This is a genomic window from Mycobacterium sp. 2-64 (assembly GCF_035918375.1).
Lineage (GTDB): Bacteria > Actinomycetota > Actinomycetes > Mycobacteriales > Mycobacteriaceae > Mycobacterium > Mycobacterium intracellulare.
Genome location: NZ_CP142361.1, coordinates 3,377,697 through 3,392,994, shown reverse-complemented (window position 1 = coordinate 3,392,994; position 15,298 = coordinate 3,377,697). Strand labels below are relative to the sequence as shown.

Genomic DNA, 15,298 nt, shown 5'->3' with positions numbered 1-15,298 from the left:
CGCCTCAGCGGCGCGCGGATCCGGTCAACGGTTGCCCGTTGGCGGACTGCAGCAAGCAGATGACGGTGCTCGGGGTGGGGTTGGCGCCGGTGCGGTCCTGGTTCGAGTCGATCAGATAGGTGATCGAAAACCGGCCGGCGTCAACGGATTGCCCGGTGTAGGGGGCGAGTCCGGCGGCGCAGTCCTTGGTGGCGACGGCGGCGATGGCGGTGTCGACTGCCATCGGGGCACGCAGATATACCTCGGCCAAATGCGCTGTCGCGCAGTCGACGACGGTGACGTCGACGCGGCTGCCGTCGGCCGGCGGCAGGTCGGCCACGCACTCACCGGCCCGCAGGTCGATCCATTTCTCGGTGTGCGAGCCGGGCGGCAGCGGAGCGGCGATGGCGGCGGCGCAGGGGCCCAACATGGCCGCGACGACGAGGACGCCCACCGGGTGAAGGGGTGAAGTGCGCATCGCAGCCTCCGTTGCTCTTAGCGGTGGAGTTTAGGAGGTGTTGGTCAGCGCCGGGTCCGGTTTTGCCGACGACATCGATAGGAACCCGCGCACGCAGCGCGCGGCCAGCCACCAGTTCGCCGGCTTTTTCATGTCCAGCCCGCCCAGGAGCTGTTTGACCATGGTCAGGCTGTCGAAGTAAATGCGTTCGCAGACAAGGGTTTCGGTGTCGTCGAAGACGAAGTAGGCGGTCATGCGGACACGGAACCGGCTGCCGGTCGGCGGGACCTTGCCCAGGTTGCCCTGGTGGGTGCCCATCAACCAGAATTCGACGATCACCGCGTCGGCGCTGTGCCGCAGCGCGATGATTTCGTGATCCTGGTCGGGAAACGCCGTGCGGGTCTCGGCGTAGTAGCCGCGCACCGCCGCATCGCCGTCGTGCACGAGCATCTGGGGGATCAGCTCGTAGCGCGGATGCGGGAACGTCGCCAAGACGTCGTCCCATGCCTGGCGGACCTCGTCATGAAAGTGGTCAAGCACGAGCTTCTGGCGCGCGGCCAGCACCTCGGGGGGCGGGAACGCGGGGATGGTCACGTGGTCAGCGTAAGCCCGCGACCTCGCGATTGGAGGTGACCTACCGCGGGGGAGTCCAGGCGACCGGCAGGGTCTTGATGCCGTGAATGAACTGCGACAGCAGCCGCGCGGGCTCGTCCGTCGCGACGATGTCGGGGATCTCGCGTCGCAATTCGTCGAAGACCACCCGGATTTCGCGACGAGCCAGGTTGGCGCCCAGGCAGAAATGCGCGCCCCCGCCGCCGAAGCCGAAATGGGGATTGGGGGTGCGCGCGACGTCGAAAAGCCAGGGATGGTCGAACGTCGACTCGTCGCGATTGGCCGAGTTGTACCACAGCGTGACCTTGTCGCCGGACTTCATCTTGGTGCCGGACAGCTTGAAGTCCCGGGTCAGCGTGCGGCGCATGTAGATCACCGGGGACGCCCACCGCACGATCTCCTCGACGGCGGTCGGCGTCAGGCGGTCGAAGTTGGACCACCACTTGTCCCGCTCGGCGGGGTAGCGCGACAGCGCCAGCACACCGTGGCTGATCGCATTGCGCGTCGTCTCGTTGCCGGCCACCACCAGCAGGATGAAGAACGACGCGATCTCGGCCGACGTGAGCCGTTCCCCGTCGACCTCGGCCTCCACCAGGCTGGTGGTCAGGTCGTCGTGGTGATTCGACCGCCGGTCCTCGGCCAGCGCGCTGGCGTAGGCGCCGATGTCCATCGACACCTGGAGGAACTCCCCGAAGTCCGTGGCCAGGTCCGGGTCGCCGAACCCGAGAATCACGTTGGTCCAGTGGAAGATTCGCTGATGGTCCTCCTCCGGGATGCCCATCATGTCGCAGATGACCTGCAGCGGCAGCGGACCGGCGAGCTCGCCGACCAGCTCGGCCTCCCCGTCGGGATGGTTCGCGATCAGCGAGGCGACCAGCCGCCGGGCCCGCTCGCGGACCGATGCCTCGATGCGCGCCACCACTTTCGGGGTGAACGCGCGACTGACGATCGAGCGCAGCCGCTGGTGCCGCGGATCGTCGAGCACGATCATCGAGCCGAAGTACTCGCTGATCTCCGGGGTGTTGTCGTTGATCGTGATGTTGGGGCTGGAGCTGAAGATGTCCGGATGACGGCTCGCGAAATACACATCGTCATGCTTGGTCAGCGCCCAGTGCCCGTTGCCCGGCTCGAACCCCTCGTACTCGACCGCGGGCCAGAACGAGATCGGCGCCTCGCGGCGCAGGGTGGCGAAGGTGCCGTCGCGGACATCGTCGTCGAGCGCCCAGAAGTCCAGCGACTCGAGGTGGATGTCGGCCAGCGGGATCTCGGGCGGCGGCGCCCCGTTCGTCCGCGCCGCCAGGCCCTTTTTGGGACCCGTCTTGAGGCTCACCTAGACCTCCTCGTGTCGTGCGGGGGCGTGCGGCACGGTCAGTGGGTGCAGACCGTTCGGGCGGGCGTGCCGACCGTGGCCGTCGCCGCGCTGACCACGTTGCCGTCGACCAAGATCTTGCAGGAGATGGGGCCCGGCCCCTGCGCGCTGATCGTGAACACCTCGCCACCGAACCCGGTGAACTCCGTCGACCACGGCAGCGGCGCATTCACCTGATGCAGCTGCCCGGTGTCGGTTTGGTAGTAGATAAATTCGGCGACCGCGGGCCCGTTGACCTCGTAGCGGATCTGCGGCATCTGGGGCAGCGCGTGGGCCACGCCGCCGGCATTCGCGAACCCTAAACCGACGGCCAACACGATCGCAGGTCCGGTGAGGTGCTTCGTCATGAATTGCATCGTGTCACCACGGGCGACGGTAGGGAAGCTTAATGTGAAGTTCCAAGCGGGGGCTGGTGAGTGGAAAGGTGGCGTAAAGGCATGGCGGGACACGGCTCAAAGCGCGTGGTGGTGTTCGGCACCGGCTTCGTCGGCAAGATGGTGATCCCCGAGATCGTCAAACACCCCTCGTTCGAGTTGGTGGGCGTCGGCGTCAGCAACCCGAACAAGGTCGGCCGCGACGTCGGCGAGATCTGCGGAATGGGCGAGAAAGTGGGCATTCTCGCGACCGACGACATCGACGCCCTGATCGCCTTGAAGCCCGATGCGCTGGTGCATTACGGCCCGACGGCCATGCACGCCAAAGAGAACATCCTGCTGATCACCCGGTTCCTGCGGGCCGGCATCGACGTGTGCTCGACGGCGATGACCCCGTGGGTGTGGCCGACGATGCACCTGAACCCGCCGAACTGGATCGAGCCGATCACCGAGGCCTGCGAACTGGGTGAGTCGTCCTGCTTCACCACCGGCATCGACCCCGGATTCGCCAACGACCTCTTCCCGATGACGTTGATGGGCCTGACGTCGGAGGTGCGGCGGGTGCGCGCGTCGGAACTGCTGGACTACACCAACTACGAGGGTGACTACGAATTCGAGATGGGCATCGGTCGCGAGCCCGAATTCACGCCGATGCTGCAGGACCGCGACATGCTGATCTTCGCGTGGGGCGCCACCGTCCCGATGATCGCCCACGCCGCCGGCATCATGCTCGACGAGATCACCACCACCTGGGACAAGTGGGTGACGCCGACGGAGCGCAACTCGGCCCGCGGCGTCATCAAGCCCGGCCACGTCGCCGCCGTCCGGTTCACCATCAACGGCGTGTACCAGGGCGAGACCCGCATCCAGCTCGAGCACGTCAACCGCATCGGGCTCGACGCCGCCCCGGACTGGCCGCGGGGCCACGACAACGACGTCTACCGCGTGGACATCGAGGGGACCCCGAGCATCTTCCAGGAGACCGCGTTCCGGTTCACCGACGGCTCCGGCCGCGACGCCGCCGCGGCCGGCTGCCTGGCCACCGGGTTGCGGGCCCTCAACGCCGTGCCGGCGGTCAACGACCTCCGGCCGGGCTGGGTCACCCCGCTCGACCTGCCACTCATCGCCGGGGCCGGCAACATTCGCTGACTGGCGCACAGCGGCCACATAGCCGGCACCGACACGCGATACAGGATTTGGCGGCACAATAGCGGCTAGCCGGATGCGAATTGGTGCTGCGAACAACGGGGATCGAAATATGGCCAATGGAGCTGGGACCGCACTGGGCCTATCGATCGGTGTCACCAACCTGGCGGCCGCGACCTCCGATAACGCCATCACCCGCAAACCCGTTCTGACCCTGTATCCGGACCGGCCCGCCGAGATCGGCATCCCCGCCGAAAACCCCCGCCTGAAGGGGCCGGGTGTCGTGCTGACCGGCTTCGTGAACCGCGTCGGCGACCCGCGCGGCGTCGTGGCCCCCGACGGCTCGGTGCACCGCGGCGAGGTGTTGCTCGCCGACGGGCTGCGGGCGCTGGCCTACGCCGCGACCGGCGGACGCCCGCTGCCCGACGACGTCGCGGTCACCTACCCGGCCCATTGGGAGTCGCCGGCCGTGGAGGCCCTGGGCGCCGCCCTGGGCGAAATCCCCGAATGGTCGGGGCGCGCGCGCCCCATCCTGTTGATTCCCGACGCGGCCGCGACGCTGCTCGCCGTGCGGACCAACCCGGGCATACCGGCGCGCGGGACCGTGGCGGTGTGCGACTCCGGCGGCAGCGGCACCAGCATCACGCTGATGGACGCCGACGGTGACTACCGGGCGGTGGCGCCGACCGTGCGGCACCGCGACTTCTCCGGCGACCTGATCGACCAGGCGCTGCTGGGCGTCGTGGTGGCCAACATGCCGACCACCGGCGCGTTCCCGACGGGCACGGCGGCGATCGGCTCGCTGAGCCGGCTGCGCACCGGGTGCCGGATCGCCAAGGAACAGCTGTCCTCGAGCGCCGCGACGACGCTGACCAATGGGCTGACCGGGGCGCAAGGTGAAATCCGGCTCGCCCGACACGAACTCGACGACGCGATCCGGCCGGCGCTGACCGGCTTCCTCGCGCGGCTGGATGAAACGTTGGCGCGCAACGGAATCCGCGACCTCGTCGCGGTGGTGTCGTCGGGGGGCGGGGCGAACCTCCCGGCCATCACGACCACGCTGGCGCGGCATCTCCGTGTCCCGGTCGCCACCACGCCGCGGCCCCAACTCACCGCGGCGGTCGGCGCCGCGCTGCGGGTGGCGCGCGGCGCCGGCGATGCGACGTCCGCGGCGCCTGCCGTGCCCGCCGCCGCGACGGCCCGGGCGGCGAGGCCCGACCGCACCGCGACGACCCAACTGCCGCCCGCGGGCCCAACGCCGATGCCGATCCGGGCCTGGTCGGCCACGGCCCATCAGTCGCGCGTCATGCCGGCCGGCGACGCGGAGGCACCGACCACCCGGATCGCCGCCCCGGCCGCGCGGCGCAAGGGGCTGTTCGCCCGATGGCGCCTGCTGCCGGCGGCCGCCGTCCTTGTCACCGCCGCGGCGGTGCTGCTGGTGGGGGCCGCGCTGGCGGTCGGGCTGAACCCGCCGGACAAATCGGCGACGACACCCGCCCCGGCGGTGACCACGACGCCGCCGGCGCCGGCGAGCGCGACCGCGGAACCCGGGCCCGTGGACGTCCCGGTGCCGTCGACCTCCGACACCAACCCGCCGGCCGAGACGGAGACGCCGACGACCACGACGCCGCGGGCGACTCCCCAGGCGGCCCCGCCCCCGCGCCCGGCAGCTCCGCGCCGCGTGGCCGTCCCGCCCATTCCACCGATTCCCGGGCTCAACGAGCCCATCCCCGGGCTCGACCGGGTCAACCAGATCCTTCAGGAGATCCAGGGCGGCCTGGGCGTCAACGCCCTCGGGCCGTTACCCGCCCGCTGAGCGACCCTTACCCGCCCGCTGAGCGACCCTTACCCGCCCACCGGGGGCCGGTTCACGAATTACCTTTCGGTGATACGTTTTTCGCCTTTGTTCTCCGCGGTGGCGGCTTCCCTCAGCACCTCGTTGAGGGCCTTGTCCTTCTCGATCTGGTCCTGCAGATCCTTCGGCTCGCGGCCGTCATCGTCCTTGGCCTGGGAGTCCGTGCCCTCGGCGACTTCATGCTTCGGGTTACCGTCCTCGTCCAACCATTCGTTGACGGCGGTGCCGGACACGCTCCCGCCGGTGCCGGGCAGCACGATCGTGGGCTTGTCCTTGTAGGCCTCCATCATCTTGGCGGCCTCTTCTTTGTCGTCCTCGTCCGGCTCCGGCTTCTCGGTCAGTCGTTGCTCGTCGTCCTGACCGGACGATTTGTCGTCCTGCACGCTCATGCATCTACCCCCTTGCATCGCAGATTCGACGATGGCGGGGGATTACCCGTTGCGCGGCTGTGCCGAAACTCTCCTCAGCGCGCCCCGTCGCCCTTGACCAGCACAACCAGGGCCTGCGGGATCCGCATCGGCTCGGGTGCGCTGGACAGGCGCTCGGCGACCGCGCCCTGCAGCTGCTCGACGAACTGCCCGGCCCGTGGGTCGTGGATGCCGTCGTCGAGCGCGCGCACCAGGGCGGGGAACAGCGCGGACCGCGCGAAGGCGGCCCACTGGGCGCCGAAGGCGTGCGCGTCGTGGTCGGACTGGAAGTGGGCCCAGAATCGATCCTCGGCGTTGAAGATCTCGAGGTGCTCGATCATCAGCCCTTCGAACCGCCCCTTGGGCGCGAACGGCGCGCGAAAATCCTTCTCGGTGCGGGCAAAGGTGGGAATTGTCATGCGCCGCAGCTCATCTGGGCTCAGCAGGCCGTCGCGTCGCTGCTCGTCCAGCGCGCCGACGATCGCGTCGAGCAGCGGCGCGAAGCCCGCCGTCTCGTCCTCGTCGGCCGCCAGCGTCAGCGCCACCAGCCGGCCCTCGGGCGCCAGTTCCCGCCCGCGGAACGCCACGAAGTTGTGCCAGTCCAGGGCGGCCTGGTCGGAATAGGCGGACCGCACCGCGTCGTCGGCGGTGCACGAGACGTGCACGTGATCGGGCACCTCGCAGGGCGTTCGGCTCAGCCACTGCGTCGCCCAGGACGTCCAGCCCAGGTTGACGGTCTTGGACGGGACGATCTGGTTGTAGAAGGACCGGCCGATCGCCGAGGTGAACGTGGCCCCGTCGAGGTGCAGGTAGCTTTCCGGGTCGTCGGCCACCGTGCCGAACAGCGCCGTGAAGTCGTTGCGCGGTACGTCGGTGTGCGCCACCAGGATTGCGTGGTCGTGGCTGGTGCGCCGGCGCAACACCGCGATGGCCGCCGACAGCGGCCGCAGCGAATTGTGGCCGTTGGCGGCGCCGTAGTCGGCGAGGACCATCGGCTGTGGAGACCGGGGCAGCGCAACCTGTTCGGCGGCCCGCTCGAACACCGCGATCGCCTTCGCCAACCCGGCCGCCCGCAGCCGCGACGCCTCGCTGAAGGTCGGCTCGGGGCGGACCACAATGCTCGATTCGGGCATCGGCGGTTCAGGCTGCATAGGGCAACGATAGTGGTTGGGCTGGTGGTCAGTTCGGCGTGGCGAACGGGCCGGGCGATGTCAGTGGCCGCGCGCCACCCATTCCTCGTAGTGCACGATCTCGTCGCCGATGGTGGTGCTGTCGCCGTGGCCGGTGTGCACCACGGTGTCGCCGGGCAGGGTGCCCAGTCGCCCGGAGATCGACTGCAGGATGGTCGGGAAATCCGAATAGGAACGCCCCGTGGCGCCCGGCCCGCCGGAGAACAGGGTGTCCCCGCTGAACACCACACCGAGCTCGGGGGCGAACCAGCACACCGAGCCGGGGGAGTGCCCCGGCGTGTGCAGCGCCAGCAGCTCGGTGCCGGCGATGTCGATCGTGTCGCCGTCGGCGATCGTGCGGAAGTCCTTGTCCGGGTGGGTCATTCGCCACAACACGTCGTCGCCGGGGTGCAGCAGCACCGGCGCGTCCAGGGCCGCGCCGAGTTCGGGCGCCACCGTGACGTGGTCGTTGTGCCCGTGGGTGCAGACCACCGCGACCACGTTGCGCTGACCGACCGCGGCCAGGATGGGCTCGGCGGCGTGCGCGGCGTCGAACACCACGACGTCGGAGTCGTCGCCGACGATCCAGATGTTGTTGTCGACTTCCCAACTGCCGCCGTCGAGTTCGAACGTCCCGTGGGTGACCAGGCGCTCGATCGCCGCCATCAGAGCACCACCACCGAGCGCAGCACCTCGCCGCCGTGCATCTTGTGGAACGCCTCCTCGATGTCGCCGAGCCCGATGCGTTCGGAGACGAACTGCTCGAGCGGGAGCCGGCCCTGCAGGTACAGGTCGATCAGCGTGGGGAAGTCGCGTTCGGGCAGGCAGTCGCCGTACCACGACGACTTCAGCGAACCGCCGTGGCTGAAGAAGTCCACCAACGGCATTTCCAGGGTCATGTCGGGGGTCGGAACACCCACCAGCACAACGGTTCCGGCGAGATCGCGGGCGTAGAAGGCCTGCTTGTAGGTTTCGGGCCGGCCCACCGCGTCGATCACCACGTTGGCGCCGAACCCGTCGGTGAGGTCGGCGATGGTGGTGACCACATCGAGTTCGCGGGCGTTGACGGTGTGCGTGGCGCCGAACTTGCGCGCCCAGTCCAGCTTGGTGTTGTCGGTGTCGACGGCGATGATGCGCCGCGCGCCCACCAGCGCCGCCCCGGCGATCGCGGCATCGCCCACCCCGCCGCAGCCGATCACCGCGACGGTGTCGTCCCGGGTGACGGCGCCGGTGTTGATCGCCGCGCCCAACCCGGCCATCACGCCGCAGCCCAGCAGACCCGCGACCGCGGGGTCGGCGGCGGGATTGACCTTGGTGCACTGGCCGGCGGCCACCAGCGTCTTGTCGGCGAACGCCCCGATGCCCAGCGCGGGCGTCAGCTCGGTGCCGTCGGTCAGCGTCATCTTCTGGGTGGCGTTGAAGGTGTCGAAGCACAGGTGCGGGCGCCCGCGCTTGCAGGCCCGGCACTGCCCGCACACCGCGCGCCAATTCAGGATCACGAAGTCGCCCGGCGCCACGGCGGTCACGTCCGGCCCGACGGCCTCGACCCGGCCGGCGGCCTCGTGGCCGAGCAAAAACGGGTACTCGTCGTTGATGCCGCCCTCGCGGTAGGTCAGGTCGGTGTGGCACACCCCGCAGGCGATCACGTCGACGAGAGCCTCGCCAGGCCCGGGGTCCGGGACGACGATGTCGACCAACTCGACGGGTTCGCCCTTCTTGCGTGAAATCACGCCGCGCACTGTCTGACTCATGGGCTCCAACCTACTGATCGCCGCCATACATCTCGCGGCGGGCCGTCCGCCCATCGGGCCGGTGTAGCGTCGCAGGGCGTGACGGCCAGGGAGACCACCGAAGAATTCACCGAACGCATCGCCGCGACCCTCGACGGTGCCAGCCTCACAATCCTGTTGAGCATCGGGCACCAGACCGGCCTGCTCGACACCATGGCCGGCCTGCCGCCGTCGACCAGCGCGCAGATCGCCGGCGCCGCCGGGCTCGACGAGCGCTACGTCCGCGAGTGGCTGGGCGGCATGACCACCGGGCGCGTGGTGGAGTACGACGCCGACACCGCCACCTACTCGCTGCCCGCCCACCGCGCCGGCGTGCTGACCCGCGCGGCCGGGGCCCAAAACCTCGCCGTGGTGGCCCAATTCCTGCCGCTGCTCGGCGAGGTCGAGCAGAAGATCATCGGCTGCTTCCGCGCGGGCGGCGGCCTGCCCTACAGCGAATTCCCGCGCTTTCACCAGCTGATGGCCGAGGAGAGCGGCGCGATGTACGACGCCTCGCTCGTCGACGTCGTGCTGCCGTTGGTGGACGGCCTCCTCGAGCGGCTGCGCGCCGGCGCCGACGTGGCCGACTTCGGCTGCGGCAGCGGCCACGCCGTCAACGTGATGGCACAGGCGTTTCCGGCGAGCCGCTTCACCGGGATCGACTTCTCCGAGCAGGCCATCGCCACCGGCATCCGCGAGGCCGCCGACCGTGGCCTGACGAATGCCACGTTCGAAAGCCACGACCTGTCCGAGTTGGACAAGCCCGAAGCCTACGATGTCATCACCGTGTTCGACGCCATTCACGATCAGGCCCGGCCGGCGCGGGTGCTCGAGAACATCTACCGGGCGCTGCGGCCCGGGGGCGTCCTGCTGATGGCCGACATCAAGGCGTCGAGCCGGCTGGAGGAGAACGTCGGTGTGCCGATGAGCACCTACCTGTACACGACGTCGCTGATGCACTGCATGACGGTGTCGCTCGCGCTCGACGGCGCCGGGCTGGGCACCGCGTGGGGAACGCAGCTGGCCGTCGCGATGCTCGGCGACGCCGGGTTCGACGATGTGCGGGTCGCCGAGATCGAGGCGGACCCGATCAACAACTACTACATCGCCCGAAAGTGATGGCGCCCCTCGACGTGCTGGCCGAATGGCCGGTCGGGGCCGCGGCCGCCGCCGTCGTCGGGCCGGGCGGCGTGCTGGCCGGCCACGGTGACCCCGGGCGGGTGTTCGAGCTGGCCTCGGTGACCAAGCCGCTGGCGGCCCGGGCCGTGCACGTCGCCCTCGAGGAGGGCGCCGTCGACCTCGACACGCCCGCCGGCCCGCCCGGGTCCACCGTCCGCCACCTGCTGGCGCACACCTCGGGCCTGTCGATGCACTCCGAGAAGGTGCTGGCCGCGCCCGGTGCCCGCCGCATTTACTCCAATCAGGGCTTCACCGTGCTGGGCCAGATCGTGGAACGCGAGACCGGCATCGACTTCGCCCGCTACCTTGCCGAGGCGGTGTGCGAGCCGCTGGGCATGGCGGCGACCCGCCTCGAGGGGGGCGCGGTGGCCGCCGGGTTCGGCGCGACGTCGACCGTGGCGGACCTGACCGCGTTCGCCGGGGACCTGCTGCGCCCGGTGACGGTCTCGGCAGGTCTGCACGACGAGGCCACGACCGTGCAGTTTCCCGGCCTGGACGGCGTGTTGCCCGGATACGGGGTGCAGCGGCCCAACGACTGGGGGCTCGGATTCGAGCTTCGGGACGCGAAATCGCCGCACTGGACCGGCGCGCGGAACTCGGCGCGAACGTACGGCCATTTCGGCCAGGCGGGCGGGTTTATCTGGGCGGATCCGGAAATCGAGCTCGCGTTGGTGGTGCTGACGGACCGCGAATTCGGGGAGTGGGCGCTGCGGCCGTGGCCGGAGATTTCCGATGCCGTGATAGCCGAGTACAGCTAATTCGGACTGCACACTAGCGCAACACGGGTATCACAAGGCACAATAGACACGCACGACACACAAATAATCGAAGATTTCGCGCAAGCTGCCCTGCTTGCCGGGTCCACAGGTCGTTGGGGAAGACGTCCCTGGTGGAACCGAAGGAGCAGGAAATGCGAGCGTCGAATCAATTCGCCGACGTGACGACTGGCGTGGTGTACGTGCACGCTTCGCCGGCGGCGGTGTGCCCGCATGTCGAGTGGGCGCTGTCGTCGACCCTGGGCGCCAAGGCGAACCTGAACTGGACGCCCCAGCCGGCGATGCCCGGTCAACTGCGCGCGGTCACCAACTGGGTCGGTCCCGTCGGCACCGGCGCCAAGTTGGCCAACGCGCTGCGCTCCTGGTCCGTGCTGCGGTTCGAGGTCACCGAGGACCCCAGCCCCGGAGTCGACGGCCATCGGTTCAGCCACACCCCGCAGCTCGGCCTGTGGAGCGGGGCGATGAGCGCCAACGGCGACGTCATGGTCGGGGAGATGCGGCTGCGGGCGATGATGGCCCAGGGCGCCGACACCCTGGCCGCCGAACTGGATTCCGTGCTGGGAACGGCCTGGGACGAGGCGCTCGAGGCGTATCGCGACGGCGGCGACGGCGGCGAGGTGAGCTGGCTGAGCCGGGGGGTCGGTTAGTTTTCCCGGCGGTGGGACGCAAGAGCCTTCGCGCCGAGTGAACGGCGCTGACCGGTCTAGCGAAAAGGCCGGGCCGACTACGGAACCCGCGGACGGCTAGGTCGGTTCGCAGATCACCACCGGAATCACCCGGTCGGTCCAGGATTGGTATCTGGCCCACCGCGGGTTGTGCGCGGTGAGTCGCGGCCACAGTTGTGTGCGTTCCGTCTCGTCGGCGACGCGGGCACGCATGCTGCGAGTCTGCGCTCGGATCTGGACGCGCACATCGGGGTTGGCGCGGAGGTTCAGAAACCACATTGGGTGTGTGGGCAGACCGCCCTGTGACGCCACCAGGACCAGTCGCGCGTCGTCGGCCATGAATATCAGTGGAGTGGTGCGGGATAACCCGCTCTTGCGGCCGGTCGTGGTCAACAGGCACAGTGCGAGTCCCAACTCGTGGCCGGCAAGGCGGCCGTCGGTGGCGCGATAAATAGCCACGTTCGCCTTGGAAACCCATTTCAGGAGTCGCGGAGCCAGAACCGAAATGAGGACGGGGGGCCGCTTGGCGTCGACCCTGCGAGTGTTAGCCGGCCAACGCCACATTGTTTCTGTTCCTTGTTCGGGTCGCGCGCTCGGCAGGTCTTCTTTTAAAGGATTATAATCGTTAAAATAGACTTTGTGCAGGTGCACACATCGGGACGGCAACGCTACGGGTCAGTCAGCCATGGCGGAAAACAGGCGACGAGCCATCCGGGAAGTAAGAAGCGGCCATGAAAGATATCGAAACCCCCGTAATCGAAGCGCTCGGTGATCACGATTACCTCGTGCGTGTCGGCCAGGACGAGGAACGTGTGACCATCCGGGTGCGGGCTACGCCCGAGGTCGTCGCGCGGATTGCCGGACCCGAGGCCGACGAAGCGCGCGTCATCGCCGCGACCATGGCCTATCTGACGGTGCGTCAGCGCCCCGACGATCTACCACCGCAACTGGACCTCGACGACGTCATCGCCGCTTACGACGATTACCTCGATGACGTCCGTAACGAAATCGGCAACCTGCGGTGAACGGTGCGCATGGCTACCGGGCCGGGCGCAAAATCTGCAGAGCGCCTGGCACCACGGAGATCTCGGCCGGCAGCGCGCACGCGAAGTCGCCGTCGGCGTAGACGTTGATGCCGGGGCACTCGACGTGGATCGATCGGGCGCGCGCGGTGCTCACCTCGTCGAGGTCGACGTGCGTGCCCTTCATCACGGTGGGGAACAGGCGGACCAGCTTGGTGCGGGATGCCGAGTGCACCATGGTGATGTCGAGCAGGCCGTCGGTGTAATCGGCGGCGGGACAGATCCGCATGCCGCCGCCGTAGCTGCGGGTGTTGCCGAACGCGGCCAGCGTGATGTCGGCGTCGATCTCCGTGGTGCCGTCGAGCACCAAGCGAAAGGGTAAGAGCCGCAACTGCGACAGCTCGGCGAGCATCGCGAGGTAGTAGCGCAGCCGACCGTGCGGCCAGCGCATCCGGTTGGCGCGATCGGTGACCAGCGAATCGAAGCCCGTGGCCGCCACGGTGCCGAACCACTTGCTCACCCCTTCGCTGTCCGTAATCCGGCCCAGGTCAATGGTTTCGGTCCAGCCGTCGACGACGAGGTCCGCGGCCGCCTCGGGGTCCTGGGTGGGGATGCCGAATGCGCGGGCATGGTCGTTGCCGGTTCCCGCGGGAACGATGCCGACGGGAATGTCGGTGCCCGCCAACACCTGCAGCGCGTTGGAGACGACGCCGTCGCCGCCGGTCACCATGACCGCGTCGGCGCCCTTGTCCAGCGCCGCGCCGACCAGGTGCCGCGCGTCGTCGGCGTCGTCGCCGATGATCTCGACGACCTCCACCCCCCGCTTGTGCAGCCGGGCGATCGCGACCTGCGCGGCGCGCACGGCGGTGCCGTGCCCCGAGATCGGGTTGGTCAGCGCGATCACCTTGCCGACCTCGCGCCGGCGCAGCGGAGTCACGGAATCAGCTTGCCGGGATTGAGGATTCCGGCCGGATCCAGGGTCGCCTTGACCGCGCGCAACACCTGCACTCCCAACTCGCCGATCTCGTCGCGCATCCACGGCCGGTGATCGGCGCCGACCGCGTGGTGGTGGGTGATGGTCCCGCCGGTGGCCATGATCGCATCCGACGCCGCCCTTTTCGCGGTCTTCCATTGTTCGATCGGGTTGCCGCGCTGGCCCGCGACGACGGTGAAGTACAACGAGGCGCCGCATGCGTAGACGTGCGAAATGTGACACATCACCAGCGCCGGGGTGCCGGTTTCGGCGAGGGATTCGGTGAGTGCCTGGGTGACAGCGGTTTTCAGGGCGGTGACGTTCGACCAGTCGGTGGCGGTCTCCAGCGTCTCGCACAGCGCACCGGCCGCGAGCAGCGAGTCGCGCAGGTAGGGCGCGCCGAACCGGCCGCGCTCCCACGCCCGCGCGGGCCCCTCGCCCAGCGAGGTTCCGCCGCGGGCCGCGAGCAGCGCGCTGGTTTCGGCGTGCCGGCTCTCGACGTGCTCCTCGGTGCCCTCGAACATGGTGATGGCCAGGCATCCGCCGGTGATCTGGGATTCGCCGATAGCCTCGGTGGTGGCCAGGTTGACGCCCGTCTCGGCCTCGTCGGAAAGCCGAACGACGGTGGGGCCGGTGGCATTTTGGGCGACGGCCCGCAGGGCGGCGGCGCCGGTCTCGAAATCGGGGAACGACCAGGCCTCGTAGCGCACGGCCGCCGGGGCGCGGTGGACCCGCAGCCGCACCCGGGTGATGACGCCCAGGGTTCCTTCCGAGCCGATCAGCAGCTGACGCAGATCGGGGCCCGCGGCCGATTCCGGTGCGCGGCCCAGGTCCAGGGTGCCCACCGGGGTGATCACCCGCAGTCCGCGCACCATGTCGTTGAACCGGCCGTAGCCCGCCGAGTCCTGCCCGGACGAGCGGGTCGCGGCGAAGCCGCCGATGGTGGCGTACTCGAAGCTCTGCGGGAAATGGCCGAGCGAAAAGCCGTGTGCGCCAAGGAGTTTTTCGGCGACGGGCCCGGTGACGCCCGCCTCCAAGACGGCCTGGCCGGACACCTCGTCGAGCGAGATCAGCCGATCGAGGCGACGGAGGTCGAGCGAGACGACGGCGCCGAACTGGGCGCGATGCGGGTCCAGCCCGCCGACCACGCTGGTGCCCCCGCCGAAGGGCACGACGGCGATGCGGTGCTCGCTGCAGTGGCGCAGGATCGCGGCGACGGCGTCCTCGTCGGCGGGCAGCAACACGGCGTCGGGCGCGTCCTGCGGCCCGCGTTGTTTGCGGTTGAGCAGGTCGACGGTGGACTTGCCGCCCGCGTGCAGCAACCGGTCGGAGTCCGCGGTGCGGCAGTAGTCGGCGCCGACGATGGCGGCCAGCGCCTCCCGGTCGATCGGCGACAACGCCGACGGCCGCAGCTCCACCTGGTCGGGTTGCAGTTCGGCCGCGGGGGACCCCTCGACCCCCACAGCCTGCTGCAGCAACGACCGGATCCCTTCCGAGAGGGGCTTGGCCGCGGCGGGATCTCCCCACGCGTTCCATTTCATGGGCG

At 69.3% G+C, this 15,298-nt stretch carries 17 protein-coding genes; 6 read left to right on the top strand and 11 right to left on the bottom strand.

The window, feature by feature from the left end; genetic code table 11:
• Positions 1–4 precede the first annotated feature (4 nt).
• From QGN31_RS15910 to QGN31_RS15895, 4 genes are all read right to left on the bottom strand, one after another.
• Positions 5–409: a septum formation family protein gene (locus QGN31_RS15910; protein WP_225337581.1), complete on the bottom strand. Its 405-nt coding sequence runs from the start codon at positions 407–409 to the stop codon at positions 5–7.
• A 78-nt stretch (positions 410–487) separates the two neighbouring features.
• Positions 488–1,030, bottom strand: coding sequence for an ester cyclase (locus QGN31_RS15905; RefSeq protein WP_014384514.1), 543 nt, complete (start codon positions 1,028–1,030; stop codon positions 488–490).
• Between the two features lie 40 nt (positions 1,031–1,070).
• A complete protein-coding gene (locus QGN31_RS15900; protein WP_014384515.1) occupies positions 1,071–2,378 on the bottom strand; it encodes a cytochrome P450 in 1,308 nt (435 codons plus the stop codon).
• A gap of 38 nt (positions 2,379–2,416) precedes the next feature.
• Positions 2,417–2,764: an MmpS family transport accessory protein gene (locus tag QGN31_RS15895; protein WP_026071561.1), complete on the bottom strand. Its 348-nt coding sequence runs from the start codon at positions 2,762–2,764 to the stop codon at positions 2,417–2,419.
• A 90-nt stretch (positions 2,765–2,854) separates the two neighbouring features.
• Between QGN31_RS15895 and QGN31_RS15890 the strand changes: the two genes are divergently transcribed.
• Both QGN31_RS15890 and QGN31_RS15885 read left to right on the top strand, forming a co-directional pair.
• Positions 2,855–3,940: an NAD(P)H-dependent amine dehydrogenase family protein gene (locus tag QGN31_RS15890; RefSeq protein WP_036455157.1), complete on the top strand. Its 1,086-nt coding sequence runs from the start codon at positions 2,855–2,857 to the stop codon at positions 3,938–3,940.
• Positions 3,941–4,049: 109 nt separating this feature from the next.
• On the top strand, positions 4,050–5,753 hold the full coding sequence (locus tag QGN31_RS15885) for an Hsp70 family protein (protein WP_014941767.1): 1,704 nt from the start codon (positions 4,050–4,052) through the stop codon (positions 5,751–5,753).
• 59 nt (positions 5,754–5,812) lie between these two features.
• On the opposite strand, the gene QGN31_RS15880 is transcribed toward QGN31_RS15885, so the two are convergent.
• The 4 genes from QGN31_RS15880 to QGN31_RS15865 all read right to left on the bottom strand — a co-directional run bounded on the left by QGN31_RS15880 (position 5,813) and on the right by QGN31_RS15865 (position 9,119).
• On the bottom strand, positions 5,813–6,181 hold the full coding sequence (locus QGN31_RS15880) for a hypothetical protein (RefSeq protein WP_014384518.1): 369 nt from the start codon (positions 6,179–6,181) through the stop codon (positions 5,813–5,815).
• 74 nt (positions 6,182–6,255) lie between these two features.
• Positions 6,256–7,350: a benzoate carboxyl methyl transferase gene (locus tag QGN31_RS15875; protein WP_014941768.1), complete on the bottom strand. Its 1,095-nt coding sequence runs from the start codon at positions 7,348–7,350 to the stop codon at positions 6,256–6,258.
• A 60-nt stretch (positions 7,351–7,410) separates the two neighbouring features.
• Positions 7,411–8,034: an MBL fold metallo-hydrolase gene (locus tag QGN31_RS15870; RefSeq protein WP_014379912.1), complete on the bottom strand. Its 624-nt coding sequence runs from the start codon at positions 8,032–8,034 to the stop codon at positions 7,411–7,413.
• Positions 8,034–9,119, bottom strand: a complete 1,086-nt coding sequence (locus QGN31_RS15865; protein ID WP_043954753.1) for an S-(hydroxymethyl)mycothiol dehydrogenase — start codon at positions 9,117–9,119, stop codon at positions 8,034–8,036. Before QGN31_RS15865 ends, QGN31_RS15870 begins: the two co-directional genes overlap by 1 nt.
• Before the next feature lie 78 nt (positions 9,120–9,197).
• Between QGN31_RS15865 and QGN31_RS15860 the strand changes: the two genes are divergently transcribed.
• The 3 genes from QGN31_RS15860 (at position 9,198) to QGN31_RS15850 (ending at position 11,739) form a co-directional block, all read left to right on the top strand.
• Entirely contained in the window at positions 9,198–10,256 is a 1,059-nt protein-coding gene (locus QGN31_RS15860; RefSeq protein ID WP_014941770.1) for a class I SAM-dependent methyltransferase, read from the top strand.
• Positions 10,256–11,074: a serine hydrolase domain-containing protein gene (locus QGN31_RS15855; RefSeq protein ID WP_043954755.1), complete on the top strand. Its 819-nt coding sequence runs from the start codon at positions 10,256–10,258 to the stop codon at positions 11,072–11,074. Before QGN31_RS15860 ends, QGN31_RS15855 begins: the two co-directional genes overlap by 1 nt.
• Before the next feature lie 152 nt (positions 11,075–11,226).
• Positions 11,227–11,739 carry a DUF3145 domain-containing protein gene (locus tag QGN31_RS15850; protein ID WP_008255895.1) on the top strand — a complete coding sequence of 171 codons (513 nt, stop codon included), beginning with the start codon at positions 11,227–11,229 and terminating at the stop codon, positions 11,737–11,739.
• A 96-nt stretch (positions 11,740–11,835) separates the two neighbouring features.
• Here QGN31_RS15850 and QGN31_RS15845 read toward each other — a convergent pair whose 3' ends face one another.
• A complete protein-coding gene (locus QGN31_RS15845; protein WP_009957846.1) occupies positions 11,836–12,321 on the bottom strand; it encodes a nitroreductase family deazaflavin-dependent oxidoreductase in 486 nt (161 codons plus the stop codon).
• 167 nt (positions 12,322–12,488) lie between these two features.
• Here QGN31_RS15845 and QGN31_RS15840 point away from each other — a divergent pair, with 167 nt between their 5' ends.
• Complete coding sequence (locus tag QGN31_RS15840) at positions 12,489–12,782, top strand: hypothetical protein (RefSeq protein ID WP_009957848.1); 294 nt, start codon at positions 12,489–12,491, stop codon at positions 12,780–12,782.
• Between the two features lie 13 nt (positions 12,783–12,795).
• Here the strand turns inward: QGN31_RS15840 and QGN31_RS15835 are convergent, their stop codons facing one another.
• Both QGN31_RS15835 and QGN31_RS15830 read right to left on the bottom strand, forming a co-directional pair.
• Positions 12,796–13,716, bottom strand: a complete 921-nt coding sequence (locus QGN31_RS15835) for a diacylglycerol kinase (RefSeq protein ID WP_014379915.1) — start codon at positions 13,714–13,716, stop codon at positions 12,796–12,798.
• Entirely contained in the window at positions 13,713–15,293 is a 1,581-nt protein-coding gene (locus QGN31_RS15830; RefSeq protein WP_085978370.1) for an FAD-binding oxidoreductase, read from the bottom strand. The genes QGN31_RS15835 and QGN31_RS15830 overlap by 4 nt, the downstream gene beginning before the upstream one ends.
• Positions 15,294–15,298 lie beyond the last annotated feature (5 nt).